At 45.9% G+C, this 16,526-nt stretch carries 23 protein-coding genes; 13 read left to right on the top strand and 10 right to left on the bottom strand.

All coding sequences use genetic code 11. The annotated features are described in order from the left end of the window. Positions 1-11: 11 nt before the first annotated feature. Entirely contained in the window at positions 12-1,607 is a 1,596-nt protein-coding gene (locus C2758_RS06340) for a rhodanese homology domain-containing protein (protein WP_215327432.1), read from the bottom strand. A 274-nt stretch (positions 1,608-1,881) separates the two neighbouring features. Here C2758_RS06340 and C2758_RS06335 point away from each other — a divergent pair, with 274 nt between their 5' ends. Then, positions 1,882-2,070 carry a hypothetical protein gene (locus tag C2758_RS06335; RefSeq protein ID WP_015421310.1) on the top strand — a complete coding sequence of 63 codons (189 nt, stop codon included), beginning with the start codon at positions 1,882-1,884 and terminating at the stop codon, positions 2,068-2,070. A 58-nt stretch (positions 2,071-2,128) separates the two neighbouring features. Here C2758_RS06335 and C2758_RS06330 read toward each other — a convergent pair whose 3' ends face one another. After that, positions 2,129-2,422, bottom strand: coding sequence for a DUF1330 domain-containing protein (locus C2758_RS06330; protein ID WP_215327431.1), 294 nt, complete (start codon positions 2,420-2,422; stop codon positions 2,129-2,131). A gap of 84 nt (positions 2,423-2,506) precedes the next feature. Here C2758_RS06330 and mmsB point away from each other — a divergent pair, with 84 nt between their 5' ends. Further along, complete coding sequence (gene mmsB / locus C2758_RS06325; RefSeq protein WP_215327430.1) at positions 2,507-3,388, top strand: 3-hydroxyisobutyrate dehydrogenase; 882 nt, start codon at positions 2,507-2,509, stop codon at positions 3,386-3,388. Between the two features lie 39 nt (positions 3,389-3,427). Here mmsB and C2758_RS06320 read toward each other — a convergent pair whose 3' ends face one another. The 4 genes from C2758_RS06320 to C2758_RS06305 all read right to left on the bottom strand — a co-directional run bounded on the left by C2758_RS06320 (position 3,428) and on the right by C2758_RS06305 (position 6,316). Continuing rightward, positions 3,428-4,717 (bottom strand): DEAD/DEAH box helicase, encoded by a 1,290-nt coding sequence (locus C2758_RS06320; protein ID WP_215327429.1) that lies wholly within the window; start codon positions 4,715-4,717, stop codon positions 3,428-3,430. A 104-nt stretch (positions 4,718-4,821) separates the two neighbouring features. Beyond that, positions 4,822-5,403 (bottom strand): hypothetical protein, encoded by a 582-nt coding sequence (locus tag C2758_RS06315; protein WP_215327428.1) that lies wholly within the window; start codon positions 5,401-5,403, stop codon positions 4,822-4,824. Positions 5,404-5,424: 21 nt separating this feature from the next. Beyond that, positions 5,425-5,844, bottom strand: coding sequence for a YbgC/FadM family acyl-CoA thioesterase (locus C2758_RS06310; RefSeq protein WP_215327427.1), 420 nt, complete (start codon positions 5,842-5,844; stop codon positions 5,425-5,427). A gap of 16 nt (positions 5,845-5,860) precedes the next feature. Continuing rightward, positions 5,861-6,316: a GNAT family N-acetyltransferase gene (locus C2758_RS06305; RefSeq protein WP_215327426.1), complete on the bottom strand. Its 456-nt coding sequence runs from the start codon at positions 6,314-6,316 to the stop codon at positions 5,861-5,863. Between the two features lie 143 nt (positions 6,317-6,459). Here C2758_RS06305 and C2758_RS06300 point away from each other — a divergent pair, with 143 nt between their 5' ends. After that, positions 6,460-7,041 (top strand): hypothetical protein, encoded by a 582-nt coding sequence (locus C2758_RS06300; protein ID WP_251369149.1) that lies wholly within the window; start codon positions 6,460-6,462, stop codon positions 7,039-7,041. A gap of 86 nt (positions 7,042-7,127) precedes the next feature. Here C2758_RS06300 and C2758_RS06295 read toward each other — a convergent pair whose 3' ends face one another. The 3 genes from C2758_RS06295 to C2758_RS06285 are packed head-to-tail and all read right to left on the bottom strand — an operon-like array spanning position 7,128 to position 9,063. Beyond that, entirely contained in the window at positions 7,128-7,352 is a 225-nt protein-coding gene (locus tag C2758_RS06295; RefSeq protein WP_046330336.1) for a molybdopterin-binding protein, read from the bottom strand. 8 nt (positions 7,353-7,360) lie between these two features. Then, positions 7,361-8,236 (bottom strand): substrate-binding domain-containing protein, encoded by an 876-nt coding sequence (locus tag C2758_RS06290; protein WP_215327425.1) that lies wholly within the window; start codon positions 8,234-8,236, stop codon positions 7,361-7,363. 5 nt (positions 8,237-8,241) lie between these two features. After that, positions 8,242-9,063, bottom strand: coding sequence for a substrate-binding domain-containing protein (locus C2758_RS06285; protein ID WP_215327424.1), 822 nt, complete (start codon positions 9,061-9,063; stop codon positions 8,242-8,244). Between the two features lie 75 nt (positions 9,064-9,138). Here C2758_RS06285 and C2758_RS06280 point away from each other — a divergent pair, with 75 nt between their 5' ends. The 5 genes from C2758_RS06280 (at position 9,139) to C2758_RS06260 (ending at position 12,780) form a co-directional block, all read left to right on the top strand. Then, entirely contained in the window at positions 9,139-10,164 is a 1,026-nt protein-coding gene (locus C2758_RS06280; RefSeq protein ID WP_215327423.1) for a helix-turn-helix transcriptional regulator, read from the top strand. An 81-nt stretch (positions 10,165-10,245) separates the two neighbouring features. Next, positions 10,246-10,638 (top strand): cytochrome c5 family protein, encoded by a 393-nt coding sequence (locus C2758_RS06275; RefSeq protein WP_215327422.1) that lies wholly within the window; start codon positions 10,246-10,248, stop codon positions 10,636-10,638. A 4-nt stretch (positions 10,639-10,642) separates the two neighbouring features. Continuing rightward, entirely contained in the window at positions 10,643-10,915 is a 273-nt protein-coding gene (locus C2758_RS06270) for a SemiSWEET transporter (protein ID WP_215327421.1), read from the top strand. A gap of 89 nt (positions 10,916-11,004) precedes the next feature. After that, positions 11,005-11,697, top strand: a complete 693-nt coding sequence (locus C2758_RS06265; RefSeq protein ID WP_215327420.1) for a fumarylacetoacetate hydrolase family protein — start codon at positions 11,005-11,007, stop codon at positions 11,695-11,697. A 36-nt stretch (positions 11,698-11,733) separates the two neighbouring features. Further along, the gene (locus C2758_RS06260) at positions 11,734-12,780 is read left to right on the top strand and encodes an alpha/beta fold hydrolase (RefSeq protein ID WP_251369148.1); all 1,047 of its coding nucleotides are present in this window, start codon (positions 11,734-11,736) and stop codon (positions 12,778-12,780) included. 38 nt (positions 12,781-12,818) lie between these two features. Here C2758_RS06260 and C2758_RS06255 read toward each other — a convergent pair whose 3' ends face one another. Beyond that, positions 12,819-13,592, bottom strand: a complete 774-nt coding sequence (locus C2758_RS06255; protein ID WP_215327419.1) for an enoyl-CoA hydratase/isomerase family protein — start codon at positions 13,590-13,592, stop codon at positions 12,819-12,821. Between the two features lie 74 nt (positions 13,593-13,666). On the opposite strand from C2758_RS06255, the gene C2758_RS06250 reads away from it, so the two are divergent. The 5 genes from C2758_RS06250 (at position 13,667) to C2758_RS06230 (ending at position 16,515) form a co-directional block, all read left to right on the top strand. Further along, positions 13,667-13,825: a DUF5993 family protein gene (locus tag C2758_RS06250; RefSeq protein WP_215327418.1), complete on the top strand. Its 159-nt coding sequence runs from the start codon at positions 13,667-13,669 to the stop codon at positions 13,823-13,825. A gap of 5 nt (positions 13,826-13,830) precedes the next feature. Next, the gene (locus C2758_RS06245) at positions 13,831-14,394 is read left to right on the top strand and encodes a disulfide bond formation protein B (protein WP_215327417.1); all 564 of its coding nucleotides are present in this window, start codon (positions 13,831-13,833) and stop codon (positions 14,392-14,394) included. After that, the gene (locus C2758_RS06240) at positions 14,333-15,382 is read left to right on the top strand and encodes a tripartite tricarboxylate transporter substrate binding protein (protein ID WP_251369147.1); all 1,050 of its coding nucleotides are present in this window, start codon (positions 14,333-14,335) and stop codon (positions 15,380-15,382) included. The genes C2758_RS06245 and C2758_RS06240 overlap by 62 nt, the downstream gene beginning before the upstream one ends. 111 nt (positions 15,383-15,493) lie before the next feature. Further along, complete coding sequence (locus C2758_RS06235; RefSeq protein WP_215327416.1) at positions 15,494-15,991, top strand: hypothetical protein; 498 nt, start codon at positions 15,494-15,496, stop codon at positions 15,989-15,991. A gap of 35 nt (positions 15,992-16,026) precedes the next feature. Further along, positions 16,027-16,515 (top strand): glycine zipper family protein, encoded by a 489-nt coding sequence (locus C2758_RS06230; RefSeq protein WP_215327415.1) that lies wholly within the window; start codon positions 16,027-16,029, stop codon positions 16,513-16,515. The last annotated feature ends 11 nt before the right edge of the window (positions 16,516-16,526 follow it).

Raw genomic sequence — 16,526 nt, 5'->3', positions numbered from 1 at the left:
ATTCACTATTTTCATAGAACCCAGAAGTGATGAGTTCCGTCTTTACCAAGCTGCTCGACTAAACCAAATTCCCAATCTAGGTAGGCCTGCATCGCTGCGGGATCCACGCTTGTGCCCTCGTATGGCCGCTTGTAGCGATCCATTGGGGGTGATGCTAAATGCGTAGCGCCTTTTTCAATATCAAGGCCAGCCTTGATCCATGCTGTATTGCCTCCAGTCAATACGAATACTTGCGCCTGAGTGAGAGATTGAATGAGCGCTTGAATTTCTTGAGCAGCAAATACGGCTAAATCACCCGTAGTGCTAGTGAGTACATAGCGATTTCCTGCAGGAAGATTCTTCAAGGCGCTCGCAAATTGAGAGCGTAGTGCAAACCAACTACCAGGAATGTGGCCTTTGACATAATTAGCGTGGGTGCTCAGATCGATGCAAATTGTCTTGGCAACCTCTTTTAACCAAGATGAAGCCGTATTCGCATCCACCATCTGAATAGGCGGTGTTTGTGGTTGAGGTGCAATCCAGACTCCTTTCTCCGTCAGATCGCCTGCTTTGATGTCATCAATCACATAGACATCCCAAGCCATCTGCGCAAGCCACGAAGCTGGCATATTTGCTCTTACACTGACCGGATCAGATAGCACGATGCGTGCACCACGAACAGGTGCTACCATTTCGGTTTCTTGAACTAATTGCCCGCCTGGTGTTGACCGAAATCCAGGTAGGTGACCGGCTTCATATTCTTCAGGGGTTCTTGGATCAAAAAAATACGTGGTGCGTTCAGCCTGAGACTTCCATTGCTCGATATCAGCGAGCTTCACTCGCTTTACCCCGGCCCGATCAGCAACGCTAAGTGCACGCTCAGCAGCTGTGGCGGCAGTACTTTCGCTTACCTCTATGAATTTACGACTTTGACCTTTATCTAGTTCCTGACCGGCTAAGGTCCAGCCAATGGTGCCATTACGTAATGCATTGACTTCATTTGGGATGCCGGCATTGATGAGTGATTGCGTGCCGATGATACTGCGCGTTCTTCCTGCGCAATTGACGATGATCTTGGTCTTAGGATTGGGTGCTAATTCTGGCAGGCGTAAAACTAACTCGGCACCAGGGACGCTAATGCCTGTAGGAATACTCATGGTTTGATATTCATCAAAGCGACGTACATCTACCACCACCACATCTTCCTTATCATCAATTAACTTTTTTACTTCCTGCGCTGATAGGGAGGGAGTATGCCGCTTAGACTCCACAAATTCACCAAAAGATTTGCTTGGAACATTCACGTCTTTAAACACCTCTCCACCATCAGCTTTCCATGCTGTAACGCCGCCTTTAAATACTGAAACATCTACATAGCCAAGCTTGGAGAGTCTTTCCGCTGCTAATTGCGCCAGCCCTTCGCCATCATCTAGCGTGACAATTGGTACATCTTTTCGAGGGAGTTTACTGAGTGCGTCCACCTCAATCCGTGATAGGGGAAGATTGGCAGCAAATAAAGGATGTTCTTGTGCATGAGGATCTTCTTCGCGAACATCTAGTAGTGCAATCTCCTCTTTTTTAAGGAGCTTATTGCGTACAAATGCATAGTCTTGATTTTTGATGGACATCATTCTTTTCTGGATTGATTGGGGTGGTTAATTTAGGCATTCATCTAATGAAATATCTAATTCTCACTTACGATATTGGACTAAAAGCGCCCCGAAAGCGTCGGCTTGCCTATTTAAGGCGATAGGCCATAAATAGGGTATTTTTCTTATTTTGGTGGATTTGGGCAATATAAGAGTTATCCCTAGGGCTAGACCTGTAATTCCCTGCTTTTTATGGGGATATACTATTTCCGAGCTTAGTACTCAAACTTTTATTAAAGATCTAGGAGACAGGATGTCACAACACGATACATTGTTGGCTGCATTTGAAACTTACAAAGCAGAAAACGAAAAGTTTATTGAAAAGGGTGTCAAGGCATCCGCTGCTCGTGCCCGTAAAGCTTTGCAAGAAATTGCTGGTGCATGCAAAGAGCGTCGTAAAGAAATTACTGCTACCAAAGAAGCTATGGAAGCTAAGAAGTAACTCTTCTTAACTAAAATTGAATTCAGCCTGGCCCCCATAAGGAGCCGGGCTTTATTTTTTATAGGCTTACAGAAAATAAAGTGAGCTTCATCGCTTTACTGCGAATCGCTAGTAAGTTTTGATACTCAGGGCTATTGGCCCAGGATTCTGAATGCTCTAGATCTGGGAACTCCAGTTCTACAAAGGCGCTAAAGGAATCACATTGCAATTCATTCCATAAAAATGTATTAAACGATCCACGAGAGAGGATCTTGCCCTGATAGAGGCTCACTGTATCTTCTACTTGCGACCGGTACTCCTCAAATGCCTCAAGATCATTTAGCTGAATAAGACCAATTACCTTAATAGTCATTTCATTCTCCAAAAATTGATCAAGCTAGTGTAGTAGCAAGCTATAGTGAGAGATTAGAAACTTACTATTGCATACGAGGCGTATATGAAAGTCGCATTTTTAGGTTTGGGTAATATGGGTCTGCCGATGGCCCTCAATTTAGTTAAAGCAGGTCACCAGGTCCACGGATTTGATCTCGTTCAAACTCAACTAGATGCGTTTAAGGCTGGCGGAGGAGTACCTGCACTCAGTGCGTCTGACGTGGTTACTGATGCAGATGTGATCATCAGCATGCTACCGGCCTCACGACATATCGAGGCTTTGTACTTGGGCGATTCTGGCTTGCTTGCTGCGGCTAATCCCAAGACCTTATTAATCGACTGCTCCACGATTTCTCCCAAGGTATCGCAGGCGGTGGCTGCCCAAGCAAAAGCCAAGGGCTTTGCCATGATTGATGCGCCCGTATCCGGAGGAACGGCCGGTGCGCAGGCTGCGACCTTAACCTTTATGGTGGGTGGAGATGGCGTTGATGTTGACCGAGCTCGACCATTGCTAGAGAAGATGGGTAAGAATATCTTTCATGCAGGTGCCAGCGGTAGTGGCCAAACCGTGAAGGTCTGCAACAACATGCTCTTAGGCATCCAAATGCTCGGCACAAGTGAGGCATTGCGCCTAGGCATTGCTAATGGCATGGACCCGAAGGTACTCTCCGACATCATGTCTAAGAGCTCTGGGCGTAACTGGGCATTAGAGCTCTACAACCCTTGTCCTGGAGTAATGGAGAACGTGCCATCCTCAAAAGGCTATGCGGGTGGCTTTGGCGTAGATCTGATGCTGAAAGACCTAAGCTTAGCCACTGAGAATGCAAATGATTTAGATGCGAGCGTTCCGCTTGGAGAGTTATCCCGTAGACTCTACGAAGTCCACAGTAAAGCCGGCAATGGGCAGCTCGACTTTTCTAGCATATTTAATCTAAAGCTAGATTGAGAGCGGGCTTTTCGATGCAGCCCATCTCAAACTCTACATTTATCGATTAAAGCTGCGTTTGGGCGGGCTACTGCGTTTGGCTGCAGGCTTTGCTCCGCCCTTACCATTGCCACCGCCAGCATTTCCCGGTCGAGGTTTTCTGGATTGCTGGTGTTGCTGACTTCTCAATTGAATTGGTTGTGCTACAGCGTTTGGATCTGGCTCAAATCCAGCAATGACCTCTTGCGGTAGCTTTTGCTTGATGAGTTTTTCAATATCTCGAAGCATCTCATGCTCGTCAACGCAGACTAAAGAAACCGCAACTCCGTTTGAGCCAGCTCTACCAGTTCTACCAATGCGGTGAACATAATCCTCAGAGACGTTTGGTAGATCGTAGTTCACAACGTGGGGTAGTTGATCAATGTCAATACCGCGCGCAGCAATATCAGTAGCTACTAGAACAGTGATTTTGCCATCCTTAAATTCTGCTAAAGCTTTGGTGCGAGCACTTTGACTCTTATTGCCATGAATCGCCATAGCGGTGATGCCATCTTTTTCAAGCTGAGTCACTAATTTATTCGCGCCATGTTTTGTGCGAGTAAATACGAGGACCTGCTGCCACTGATTTGATTTAATCAGATGTGCTAATAAAGGATGTTTCTGGTTTCTATCGACCGGGTGAATGAGTTGGGCAATAGCATCATTGGTGCTATTACTTCGTGCTACTTCAATTAATGCTGGTGAATTCAGTAAGCCATCCGCTAAGGCTTTAATCTCAGTAGAGAAGGTCGCTGAAAATAGGAGGTTCTGTCGTTGTTTTGGCAATGCTGCAAGGATCTTTTTAATATCCCGCAAGAAGCCCATATCCAACATGCGATCTGCTTCATCCAGAACCAGAATTTCAATATGAGCGAGTGAGACGCAGTTCTGCGACATGAGGTCAAGCAGGCGACCTGGTGTTGCTACCAAGATATCAAGCCCTGCAGCAATGGCTTTAATTTGGGGATTAGCGCCGACCCCACCAAAAATAACAGTCGATTTAAGGCCAGTATATTTGCCATAAGTCACGACGGATTCTTGAACCTGCGCAGCGAGTTCGCGGGTGGGGGTCAAAATCAAGACACGTAATTGACGCTTGCCACCAGTCTGAGCTGTACTGCTTAAGCGCTGCAGAATCGGTAGGGTAAAGCCGGCAGTTTTACCGGTACCGGTTTGAGCAGCGGCTAGTAAATCACCACCCTTTAATACAGCGGGGATCGATTTTGCTTGAATGGGGGTAGGGCTGGTATAACCTTCTTCGCTAATCGCGCGAAGAATGGGTTCTGATAAACCAAGATCTGTAAATAACATAGGAGCCAATTAAATATTGGCCCGTATTCAATTAAACGACTATCCCGGCCAATGGGGTGAGCTGCCACACTTGCAGTGTTTGCAGAAAGAATCGCTATTTTAAGCTATCTGACAGCATTCCAAAGGTTTGGTGTTACAGAATTGGCATATCCCGAGATAAATAATTTCTCTGAACCTGTAACGGGATCAAACACAGCGCGTTCGATACGGCCAATGTTTCCACCATAAACATGGATGCTGATGGAAGTTTGGTCACTCAATGCGTTCTCGACTACATGGATGTCATGTGTATTAGGGGATACAGTGGCCACTTGACCTGGCTCGCAAATAAAAGACTTATCCGCTTGATAACTGCCATCAGACTGGCGGTAATAGTCGGCACTACGTTCTTGCCCGCGTAACTGGCCAATCATTCCCCAGACGGTATGGTTATGCAGCGGTGTCTTTTGACCAGGACCCCATACAAAGCTCACTACTGAAAAGCGATCTAATGGATCTGCGTACAGCAAGTATTGCTGGTAATACTGTGGATGTGGTTTACAAAATTCCTCTGGCAGCCAGTCATCAGACTGGATTAAGTTTTCTAAGAGTTTTTTACCTTTGGAGAAAATGATCTCTTCATTCGGATTGGTCTCCAGTAATGTCGCGAGGCCTTTCACAAAACTCAGTAATTTTCCATCTTGCATACATGCTCCTCAATTGAGATCTTATTGATCGGCTGCAAACAGCCAATCGGGAAGGCCCTTGGGCTTAAGGGAGGTGGTATCAACGCAAACAATATGAAGAACGGCGCTGACAATCAGCTCTGGCTCGCTACCTACAACAATTCGCTGCGCAGTTTGCTTGACTGCAATTTGAGTGCGACCACGATGTTCAATGACCTGATCAATGCTTAAAAGATCATCCAAGCGTCCTGGCCTATGAAAGTTCATCGTGAGTTCTCGAACAGGCAGAAGAATGCCAAACTCATTTATCAATTTTGTTGGGCTTAAACCTCTTTGCTGAAGCCATTCTGAGCGACTGCGCTCAAAGATCTCTAGATAGCGGGCGTGATACACAAAGCCTGCTGCATCGGTATCAGAATAGCAAACGCGAAAAAGGAAAGGTGGATGATTAGTCTGAGTCATGATCATTTCAATGCTGTTAGATACGTAGAATCATATCGCGATGTGGGATGCCTGCTTCGTCATACACATCACCTTGGGCAATAAATCCAAATTGCTCGTAAAACGAGATCACTGTTACTTGGGCGTGAAGCTCTATTTGTTTAATACCCTGAGATTGACATGCTTTTAGTAAAGCTCCCAGTAGTTGTTTACCAACGCCGTGCCCTCGATGCTTTGGTAATACCGCCATACGTCCAATTCTTCCAATGCTTCCAACACTCCCAGTTAGGGTAACAAGGCGAGCTGTACCGTTGCATTCTGAGTCTGCATAGGCAAGTGCATGCTTCGCATTGAGATCGAATTCATCTATCTCCATCTCTTCTGGAACGCCTTGTTCATCGATAAAGACTCGCTTTCGAACGGAGTAAGCATCTAGCCTGGCATCTTGCCAAGCTTTAATCAGGATAACGATAGGGATCTGCGAATGAGTCATAAAGGCTTCTAATGTAGCAAATTGCTTCTATTTAAGGTTTAAATATTAGCTCTAAGACTTAAAATTTACTCATTTCATGGTTAGAATGAATGAGAAGCTTTGCCTGGCCTTGCCCCCTCAAAAACATTTATCTAGGAGTTATTTTGAAGAAATCTTTACTAGCTACATTAGTTGCCTCACTCGGTTTAGTTGTTGTAGGCTCAGTATTTGCTCAGGCACCAGCAAAAATGTTGCCTTTGGCAGCCGAAGCAGTTGTATTGACTGCTACTGTTGATTCAGTCGATGTAAAGAAGCGCATCGTAGTTCTTAAGGACGCTAACGGTAACTTAGCTCAAATGAACGTATCCAAGCAAGTCAATGATTTGGATAAAGTGAAGAAGGGTGATCTGTTTGTAGTTGAGCACGCTCAAGCGATTGCGGTTGGTTTAGTTGCTGCCCCTAAAGATGCAAAACCCGGTGTTTCAGGCGTTCGTTCTGTTGTGATCGCTGGCAAAGGTTCAGCTAAGCCATTTGAAGAGACTACGGATACTGTTTATGCAACCGTCAAAATTACTACGATCGATGCAAAAACCCGTGTTGTGACATTCACATTGCCATCAGGCGAGAAGCAAAAAGTGAAAGTGGATCCAAGCGTTTTAGGTCTTGAGAAATTCAAGGCTGGTGATGACGTATTGGTTGAGTTCGTTGACGACACAGCAATTGGCTTTGTAACACCGAAGAAGTAAGCATTCAATAATGTATTCAGCATGACTTAGTGCTGATGTCCTAAAAAAGGCCCGCATTGCGGGCCTTTTGCATACCAGCTAATCACTTAAGCGTCTTTAGCAATCATGACATCAGAGGCTTTAATGACCGCCCAAGCCTGATCTCCAACCTTGAGATTTAACTCGTCAACTGCCTCATTGGTAATGGACGCGGTGACAATATGGCCAGCACCGATATCTAATTTAACGTGGGAGGTAGTTTGACCCATTTTGAGTTCAACTACTTTTCCGCTAAGAGTATTGCGTGCGCTGAGTTTGACTTTAAGTTCCATGATTTCTCCTATTGGACGTATTGTTTGGCGTAGACGGCATCATTGTAGAGGGCTTCTTTGTACTGAGATTTTCCATAATTGCGAATGATGGCCTGACCTTCATCAGATGCTACAAACTGAATGAACTTAGCAGCAATATCGCGATTTTCAGTTGCACCTACAGGTGCTACTAAAGCATCATAGGTATTGACTAAGTAAGGGTCGCCTCTATACAGAATCTGCAACTCAGGAGCGATATTTTTCTCTGCCACCCAAGTGCTGCTATCTGTCATGAAATACGCCTTATCTGCATTCGCTCTTTTGAGTGATGCCGTCATAAAGTCATTAGTCACGATATACCAATTACCCTCTGGCACGACCCCCGCTTTTTTCCAAATATCCATTTCTTTTTGGTGCGTACCCGATTTATCACCTCGAGAAATAAAGTTGGCTTGGGTCTTCGCAATCTTTGTATAAGCATCTGCACCACTACTTGCAGATTGGATCTTGGCCTTATCGGCTTTGGGGCCCACTATATAAAACTCATTAGATCCAATCAGCGTTCTACCAGTTGCCCATCCTTCAGCAATTGCCTTGTTAACCCCATCTGGTGCATGCACCATGATCATGTCAACTTGCTTTGTTTTCAGCAAATTGAGGGAGGCGCCGCTTCCTGCCTTAATCCACACCAAGCGCGCACCTTCTTTTTTATCAAAGGCCTCACCAAGTTGCTGTAGTAAACCCAACTCACCAGGGCTACCAGTGGCTAATTTAAAGCTCTTAGCACCTTGACCATAAGTAGCTTCTACTTTTGGCGGAGTGGATTGCGCTATCGATGTTTGCATTCCAAGTCCCAATAGCAAAGTGGTGAGTAGGGTACTAGTGAATAGATGTGGATATTTCATATGCATTATTTCTTGGCGTTCGGGAAGAAGAGTTGTTCGCCACCAATTTGATAGCTGGCAATCACGTCTTGACCATTTTTAGAAGTAATCCAGTCAATGAATTCTTGGCCTTCAGCTTTTTTCACATGTGGGAATTTAGTTGGGCTTACCAACATCACGCCATATTGATTAAATAGCTTTGGGTCACCTTGAACTAGGATTGTTAAATCGCCACGGTTCTTAAATGAAAGCCAAGTAGCGCGATCAGCTAAGATATAGCCATTCATTGCTGAAGCCGTATTTAATGCTGGACCCATACCTGAGCCGGTTTCTTTGTACCAGGCGCTAGGAGCCACTGTGATGGCAGCATCTTTCCAATAACGTAATTCAGCTGCATGTGTACCGCTCTTGTCACCACGGGATACAAATGGTGCCTGCGCTGTAGCGATCTTTTGAAATGCCACTTTAATGTCCTTGCCGCCACCAATTTTGGCTGGATCTGATTTAGGCCCAATCAAGACGAAGTCGTTGTACATCACTTCAATACGTTTTGTAGCAAAGCCCTCGGTAACAAACTTTTCTTCAGCAGGTTTGTCATGAACAAACACCACATCTGCATCGCCCCGACGTCCAATGTCTAGAGCTTGTCCAGTTCCAACAGCAACTACTTTGACATCAATCCCGCTCTTCATCTTGAAGATTGGCAAGATGAAGCCAAAAAGACCAGATTGCTCTGTTGAGGTGGTGGATGAGACAACAATGCTTTTCTCTTGCGCGTAAGCTGAGTTGCCTACAAGCAGCAGTGCAGCAATGGCGCTTGCTAATAATCGGTTGAATGAAAATGTCATTTAAATAGAGCTCCATTTGTTAGGTTCGGTTAAGATTTGACATATTACAAAACATCAATATGCAAAAAATTACATATGAGAATTCAGATCCGGCCAACCCTCGTTTTTGGAAATAAGAATGCTAAAGATCCAGCTGTAGTGGATTTGGTGTGGTTGACTGCCTTATTAAAGGACATTGATCACGGCAAAACGCTGATGTCTGCCTGTAAAAAGATGGGGCTTTCTTATAGAAATGTTTGGCAAAAACTCAACGATGTAGAACTGGCCTTGGGGTTTAAGTTGATGGATCGCGTAAGGGGGCATGGCTCTCAATTGTCAGAATACGCAAGATACTTGATTCAATTTACCGAAGACTTTGACCAAAAAACCATGCGATTGGGACAATCCAGTCTCTCGCACCTAGAGGAGGGTTTTGCTCAATTCAGGGTGAAGGCAAAAAAACAATGGCGCTTTGCTAGTAGCAGTGATCCGATGATTCAAAAAGCGGTTTTAAGTATTGGTGGCTTCGAACTCATTACCGCTGGGTCAGGTGAGGCCTTGGAGCGTCTGCTGAATTACGAAGTCGATATTGCCGGATACCACGTTTCAGATTCACAAAGCTCTTTGATTATTTCGAAGCGGCTACAAAAAGAGGGTATGCAAATATTTCCCGTGATGAAGCGTGTGCAAGGTTTTTTAGTAGCCAGGGGAAATCCTCTCAATATTATTTCAGCTAAAGATTTAATGAAACCCAAAGTGCGTTTCATCAATCGCCAGAAGGGATCTGGCACACGCTTACTACTCGACACGATTCTAAACAACGAGGGTATTGATGCACATGGCATTAAGGGCTACGAGAACGAAGAGTTCACCCACTCCGCAATTGCTACGGCTATATTGGCAAAAAAAGCGGATGTAGGCATGGGGGTAAAAAGTATTGCCTTGGAGAATGGTCTGGATTTTATTCAACTGAAAGACGAAATCTTCTTTCTTGCGATGAACAAGGACCTTAGTCTGAATCCCGATTTCGCAAAACTGATTCGGAAAATTCGGGTTCTTTCCAGCGCTAGTCCGGGCTATAAGTCGATCGGGCTAAAACGGCAGATTGCGGGTTGGTTATAAGTAGCGCGAGCTCAAATAAGTGCGCCGTCTGAAAATGAGATAAATTATCAGTCATACCCACTTATCTCAGAGAAGCTACCCATGAAATCGCTCCTTCGCCCCTTAATTCTTGTTACTTGCTTCCTCTCCCCATTAGCTGCCTTTGCCGAGCCCGGTGAAAATACTTATAAGCAAGTCTGCGCAGGCTGCCATGGTGCTGGCGTTCTAAAGGCCCCCAAGTTTGGTGATAAAGCCCAGTGGGCTCCATTGATTGCAGAAGGTCAGGTTACCCTCACTGCACACGGATATGTTGGTGTGAGAGGAATGCCTGCTAAGGGCGGTAACCCCAATCTCACGGTAGAGGGATTCTCAGAGGCAGTGGCTTATATGGTCAATAAGGCGGGTGGTAACTGGAAGACTCCTGACGCAAAAACCTTAGCAGCCATCAACAAAGAAATCGAAGCGCGTAAATCAAGTCTGAACAAGAAGCCGTAAGCGCGTGAATTTACTGCCACATCAGATTGAGATCATTGGTTACTGCGCTGCATTTTTAACCACGATTGCCTTCCTGCCTCAGGCTATTCAATCCTGGCGTACCCGAGATCTTTCTGGGATCTCAGTGGGAATGTATAGCCTATTTATTGCTGGGGTAGGCTTGTGGCTTGTTTATGGACTCATTATTGAAAAGTGGCCTTTGATTCTGGCTAACGCCTTGACCTTTGCTTTGGCTCTGAGCATCCTCGTGCTCAAGCTCCGCAGTAAGGTGCAGTAAGGGGCAGCAATGACATTGATTCAAGTAATATCATCATTTATTCAGATCAGAATGATCAAAAAATTAGACATTCATCACAAAGGCCATTCATGAGCACCACATACGTTATTGATCCACCCATTGTTCCATCACTACCCGTAGTGGGGGATACCCGCCGTTTTGCTGTGAATCGTATCTATTGTGTTGGACGTAACTATGCTGATCATGCCCGTGAGATGGGTCATGACCCTGATCGTGAGCCACCATTCTTTTTTATGAAGCCGGCTAATTCGATTGTTGCTGACGGTAAAGATATGCAATATCCAAACCTATCAAATGATGTGCATCATGAGATTGAGATGGTCGTTGCTATTGGTAAGGGTGGCGCCAACATTTCTGCGGATAAAGCGCTAGAGCATGTCTATGGTTACGGAATTGGATTGGATATGACTCGTCGTGACTTGCAAGGAGAGGCTAAAAAAATGGGCCGCCCTTGGGATACCGGTAAGGCATTTGATCAATCCGCACCATGTGCGGCGCTGACACCAGCCACTCAGTTTGGTCATCCAACTAAAGGCACAGTCAAGCTCTTAGTGAATGGTGAAGTGCGCCAAGAGGGTGACTTAAACCAACTGATCTGGAATATTCCAGACACCATTGCCTACCTCTCTACTTTATTTACGCTGGAGCCAGGTGATTTGATTATGTCTGGCACACCTGCGGGTGTGGGCCCTGTAAAAAAAGGTGATGTACTTGAAGGATCAGTTGAAGGTTTAAGTCCTCTGAAAATTAAGATCGTATAAAAAGTTTAAACAGTTCAAAGAGACAAAGGGATAGAGATGAAAATAAAGACACTGGGAATTGCTTTGGTGATGTGCGTCGGTGGAGTCTTCCTCTCGGCTTGTACATCGGTTGATCAGCCCAAAGTGGAAACGCCACCACCCAGTCGCTATGCCAATGCAAGTCCTTTAGATTTACGCCTCAGTGCTTGGCCCTATCCTTATCCCACTAAAGAATTTAAAACCTCTCTTCAAGGCCAGTCTGCCACCATGGTTTATATGGATGTGCCTGCAGTGGGTGCGCAGAAGGGTGTAGTGGTTTTGTTTCATGGGAAGAATTTCTCAAGTGATTATTGGGCACCTACGATTAAAGGATTGACTACGGCAGGCTATCGAGTCATTGCTCCTGATCAGATTGGCTTTGGCAAATCTTCCAAACCAGATGTCGCATATCACTTTGATGATCTTGCCCAGAACACGCAAGCCCTATTGAAATCACTCGGAGTCAACAAGACTTCAGTAATCGCCAATTCGATGGGTGGCATGGTGGGCATTCGGTTTGCCCGCCTTTATCCTAAAACTGTCCAGAAAATGATCTTGGAAAATCCATTGGGTCTTGAGGACTACAGTAAAGACATTCCGCCACAAACGAATGACAACTTACTGAAGTTGGAGATGGCGCAAACAGAAACCAGTTACCGCCGTTTCTTGCAATCGTATTTTCCAGTATGGCAGCCAAGCTTTGAGCAGTTTGTGGAGGTATATGTCAGGATTCAAAAAGGACCTGACTACCCAGCCTATGCAAAGACCTCAGTATTAACTTATCAGATGATTGCTGAAAAGCCTGTAGTGGGCGACTTGCCTCAACTGAAGATGCCGGTACTACTAGTGATTGGCCAGAAAGATAGAACGGTATTTGGTCGCCGCTTTGCTCCGCCTGAAGCGGTGAAGTCCTTGGGTAATTATCCTGAGCTAGGTCGTAAAGCGGCGCAGGTGATTCCGAATGCCAAGTTAGTGCCTTTGGATAATGTCGGACACATACCCCATATTGAAGTGCCAGATGTTTTTGTGCAGACGGTAGTGGATTTCTTAAACTCGAAATCCTAAATTAGGCGGTCACCGATAAGGTGACTCGTCGCCAATCTTTACTTACCAAGCCACTGAGGCGGGCGTCCTTCAAGGAAGGCATTCACTCCTTCTTTGAAGTCGACGCTGTTGTACGTCTCTCTCATGAGTTCAGTGCAATCCGGTAAGTTGCTTTCCATCAAGCGTGCCAAAGTGACTTTGCTCGCCTTTTGTGTAATTGGTGCGAGTGCCGCTAATTTACTAGCCAAGATCTCAGTTGCTTCTGTAATGGCATCAGGGGTAGTGGTTTGATAAAGGTAGCCTGAGTTATGTAACTCGGGTGCCTTAATGAGTTCTGCAGTCAGTAACATGCGCTTTACTATTGTGACGCCTAAGTGAGAAGCGATCCAAGATAGATTGCTAGGCGATAGGCAGTTACCTAAAGTCTTGGCGACTGGAATACCAAAGCGCGCATCATCAGTCGATATTCTGAAATCACATGCGGTAGCAATCAGTAGCCCGCTACCCACCGCCAATCCTTCGATGAGTGCAATTGTCGGAATCGGCAAATGTTGGAGAGCCTGAAAAATAGCATCCACTGCAACTTCATAGGCCTCATCTTTTTGGAGATCTACAAATTGCTGTATGTCGCTGCCTGACACAAAAGCTTTATCACCGGCACCTCTAAAAATAGCTACCCTAATCTCTGGCGTATTCGCTATCGCATTGCAAATACGCTGGAGTTCTTCATACATAGGCCACGTTAAGGCATTACGTGCAGCAGGATTATTGAAGGTAATTCGAGCAATAGACCCATCCAGCTTTAGGTCAATGCAAGGTGGGGTGGATTTCATAGTCTCATTTTATACAAAAGACCCTTTAAGACGCTTGTTTTTAAGTCTGCATCGACCTGCGATAGAATTCATTCATGTATATGTTTCTACCTTTCCTGACAGCCTTTATCGGTCTTGTCCTTGTATGGTTTGAGAAACGTCTGGCAGGCCTCTTTGTACTTGCTATCACCGTCAGCATTTTGATGTTCTGGTTTCGCATTCATGCCAACAGTCACCTCAATCTCAATTTCTAAAGAAGATGAGTAAGCAATCTTTTCTATCTTTGGCAGGTCTTGGTAATCAGCTGGCTTTGGCTGCGATTATTGGGATGTTGTCTTATGCCTTTGTCGATCAACTGTATTTTGGTGAATTACCATGCCCACTCTGTCTTATGCAGCGTATGGGTTTTGCGATTATCGGCTTTGCACTGGTACTCAATATTCGTTGTGGAGCGCATTCTGCTCACTACGGCTGGGGCATTATCGGTGGCTTAGTAGGTATGATGGTTTCATTACGCCAAGTGCTCTTGCATGTGTTGCCAGGAGATAAAGGATTTGGCGCCACCTTTTTAGAGCTGCACTTTTACACCTGGGCTTTTGTGGCTTACCTCGGCCTCATTGCAGGGCTGGCGATTTTATTGATGCTACCCAACCGAGAAGTGCGCTCGCGTTCACTGTTTGCCAATACATTAATCATTCTATTTATTGTTCTAGTCTTTGCTAACCTAGCTTCCACTCTGTTGGAATGCGGCATTGGTCCTTGTGCTGACGATCCCGTTAAATATGAGGGATGGATTTGGTTGCGTACGCGTTTTGGTTTTTAAGTCGGCTTCCGTGAAGTATCTTCTAGTTCTGCTTTTTTGCTTAGGCCTTACTGGCCTTGCCAAAGCCCAAACAATCAAAACCGATACTGCTTGGCCAAAACAGACCATCAAAATTGTAGTGACCTTTACGCCCGGTGGAGCGCCTGATATTTTGGCACGTGTACTGGCTGAGAGTTGGCAAAAAAGTTTAGGTGTAACCGTGCTGGTAGAAAATCGTCCCGGCTACGGTGGCAATATTGGCGCTGACCTAGTGGCAAAGAGCGAGCCAGATGGCTACACTCTCCTGATCGGCACTGTTGGTATCCATGCAATCAACGGCGCTCTCTACGACAAGTTATCTTTTCATCCGATCAATGATTTCACACCCATTAGTTTTTTGGCGAGCACGCCCAATGTATTGGTGGTGAACAAGAAGCTAGGCGTCAATAATCTTCATGAACTGATTGAGCTCGCCAAGGCCAAACCCAATGAGCTTACTTTTGGCTCCTCTGGTGTCGGCACTTCATTGCACATGTCTGGCGAACTCTTTAAAGAAATGACTGGTGTGCAGATTCGTCACATTCCTTACAAAGGCAGAGCCCAATCCTTGCCCGATCTCCTCAGCGGACGTATTTCTATGCTGTTTGACAACCTATCTTCATCATTACCTTTAATTAAGGCGGGAGAGGTTCAGGCTTTAGCGGTAACGACCTTAAAACGCTCACCAGCAGCCCCAGAGATTCCGACCATGGCAGAGCAAGGTTTGCCAGGATTTGAGGCCACATCGTGGTTTTCTCTCATGGCGCCAGCAAATTTAGCCCCAGCACTGCAAAAGCATTTAAATGCTCTGACTCGCCAAACTCTTAATCAATCCGACGTTAAAAACAAGCTTCGCGCCAGTGGTCTGGAACCAGCGCCCGGAAGCCCTCAAGAGCTCAATAAGCTGATTCAATCCGAGACAAATAAATGGGGTAGGGTTATTTACAAATCAGGCGCAAAATTAGAGTAGTAGTGAATACGGCAAAGTAATAAATATCTCAATAAAAGCCCAATTCCTGTCAGCCTAGGTTTGGATGAAGCGTTAAAGGAAGTAGGAGGCGACCAATTAAAGGGTTCCACTATGAAAACAGCTCAACTGCAATACCCATTCAGTATCTCTAAAGTGATGCTAGCGCTCCTCACGGTAGCGGGATTATTAGCGCTTGCACCACTACCGGCTCAAGCAGGTAATGTCGGTTGGGCAGTCTCCGTTGGGGGTGGCCATGGTGGCTATGGTGGCTATGGTGGCGGTTGGCGTCCAGCAGCATACGGTCCAGGATATGGTGGTGGATGGGGCCCAGGCTGGCGTGGCGGATATTACGGTCCTGGCTATGGCTATCCTTATGCTGGTGCTTACTATGCGCCGCCCGTGGTTTACGCAGCGCCACCCGTAGTGAGTTATGCAGCCCCTCAGCAGCCTATGGTCCTAGCTTCTCAGCCCCAAGCTCCAGTTTGGTATTACTGTGAAGCGAGTGGGCAATATTTCCCATACGTACAAAGTTGTTCATCAGGTTGGCAGACTCAGCCAGCAATGCCGCCATCTGGCAGTGCGCCTACCAGACAGCAGAGACAAAACTAATTAATTAACTCATTGCCCCGATTGAAGGATTGAATATGAAACGTGCCGTACTGACTTTGGCCATCATGAGCACTTTAGCCTCTTTGGCTGCTTGTGTCTCCGCGCCAACTGGCCCAACCATCGCGATCATGCCGCGTGAAGGCAAGCCATTTGATGTGTTCCAGCAAGAAGATCAGCAATGCCGTGAGTTTGCTGCAAATGCAATTAAAGATACTAGCAATGCCGCCTTAAAAGAAGGTGCAACCAGTACAGCGATCGGCGCTGCACTCGGCGCTGCAGCGGGTGCTGTAATTCAGGGGGGCAGTAGTCAGAACATCGGTACTGGTGCTGGTATTGGCTTGCTCGGTGGCGCAGCTATGGGCGCCATGAATTCTTCAGGTAAACAAAATCAGGCTCAGGCGCAATACAACATCGCTTATCAGCAGTGTATGTATTCCAAGGGCAATCAGGTACCGAGTTATCCATCGCAGGGTGGTGGCTCCAACTACAGACCTCCAAGCAGTGGATTTAAACCCATTCAGTAAAACTATGTGCT

The organism is Polynucleobacter sp. AP-Sving-400A-A2, from assembly GCF_018688155.1.
Lineage (GTDB): Bacteria > Pseudomonadota > Gammaproteobacteria > Burkholderiales > Burkholderiaceae > Polynucleobacter.
The sequence above is the reverse complement of the archived record's forward strand: the minus strand, read 5'-3'. Positions and strand labels throughout refer to the sequence as shown.

Bases quoted from the DNA above. Each gene is read 5' to 3' on its own strand.
- mmsB (WP_215327430.1), top strand. From the start codon at position 2,507: ATGAAAGTCGCATTTTTAGGTTTGGGTAATATGGGTCTGCCGATGGCC.
- C2758_RS06305 (WP_215327426.1), bottom strand. From the start codon at position 6,316: ATGACTCATTCGCAGATCCCTATCGTTATCCTGATTAAAGCTTGGCAA.
- C2758_RS06280 (WP_215327423.1), top strand. From the start codon at position 9,139: ATGAGAATTCAGATCCGGCCAACCCTCGTTTTTGGAAATAAGAATGCT.
- C2758_RS06255 (WP_215327419.1), bottom strand. From the start codon at position 13,592: ATGAAATCCACCCCACCTTGCATTGACCTAAAGCTGGATGGGTCTATT.
- C2758_RS06295 (WP_046330336.1), bottom strand. From the start codon at position 7,352: ATGGAACTTAAAGTCAAACTCAGCGCACGCAATACTCTTAGCGGAAAA.
- C2758_RS06290 (WP_215327425.1), bottom strand. From the start codon at position 8,236: ATGAAATATCCACATCTATTCACTAGTACCCTACTCACCACTTTGCTA.
- C2758_RS06285 (WP_215327424.1), bottom strand. From the start codon at position 9,063: ATGACATTTTCATTCAACCGATTATTAGCAAGCGCCATTGCTGCACTG.
- C2758_RS06260 (WP_251369148.1), top strand. From the start codon at position 11,734: ATGAAAATAAAGACACTGGGAATTGCTTTGGTGATGTGCGTCGGTGGA.
- C2758_RS06265 (WP_215327420.1), top strand. From the start codon at position 11,005: ATGAGCACCACATACGTTATTGATCCACCCATTGTTCCATCACTACCC.
- C2758_RS06230 (WP_215327415.1), top strand. From the start codon at position 16,027: ATGAAACGTGCCGTACTGACTTTGGCCATCATGAGCACTTTAGCCTCT.
- C2758_RS06310 (WP_215327427.1), bottom strand. From the start codon at position 5,844: ATGACTCAGACTAATCATCCACCTTTCCTTTTTCGCGTTTGCTATTCT.
- C2758_RS06315 (WP_215327428.1), bottom strand. From the start codon at position 5,403: ATGCAAGATGGAAAATTACTGAGTTTTGTGAAAGGCCTCGCGACATTA.
- C2758_RS06275 (WP_215327422.1), top strand. From the start codon at position 10,246: ATGAAATCGCTCCTTCGCCCCTTAATTCTTGTTACTTGCTTCCTCTCC.
- C2758_RS06330 (WP_215327431.1), bottom strand. From the start codon at position 2,422: ATGACTATTAAGGTAATTGGTCTTATTCAGCTAAATGATCTTGAGGCA.
- C2758_RS06235 (WP_215327416.1), top strand. From the start codon at position 15,494: ATGAAAACAGCTCAACTGCAATACCCATTCAGTATCTCTAAAGTGATG.
- C2758_RS06340 (WP_215327432.1), bottom strand. From the start codon at position 1,607: ATGTCCATCAAAAATCAAGACTATGCATTTGTACGCAATAAGCTCCTT.
- C2758_RS06245 (WP_215327417.1), top strand. From the start codon at position 13,831: ATGAGTAAGCAATCTTTTCTATCTTTGGCAGGTCTTGGTAATCAGCTG.
- C2758_RS06250 (WP_215327418.1), top strand. From the start codon at position 13,667: ATGTATATGTTTCTACCTTTCCTGACAGCCTTTATCGGTCTTGTCCTT.
- C2758_RS06335 (WP_015421310.1), top strand. From the start codon at position 1,882: ATGTCACAACACGATACATTGTTGGCTGCATTTGAAACTTACAAAGCA.
- C2758_RS06320 (WP_215327429.1), bottom strand. From the start codon at position 4,717: ATGTTATTTACAGATCTTGGTTTATCAGAACCCATTCTTCGCGCGATT.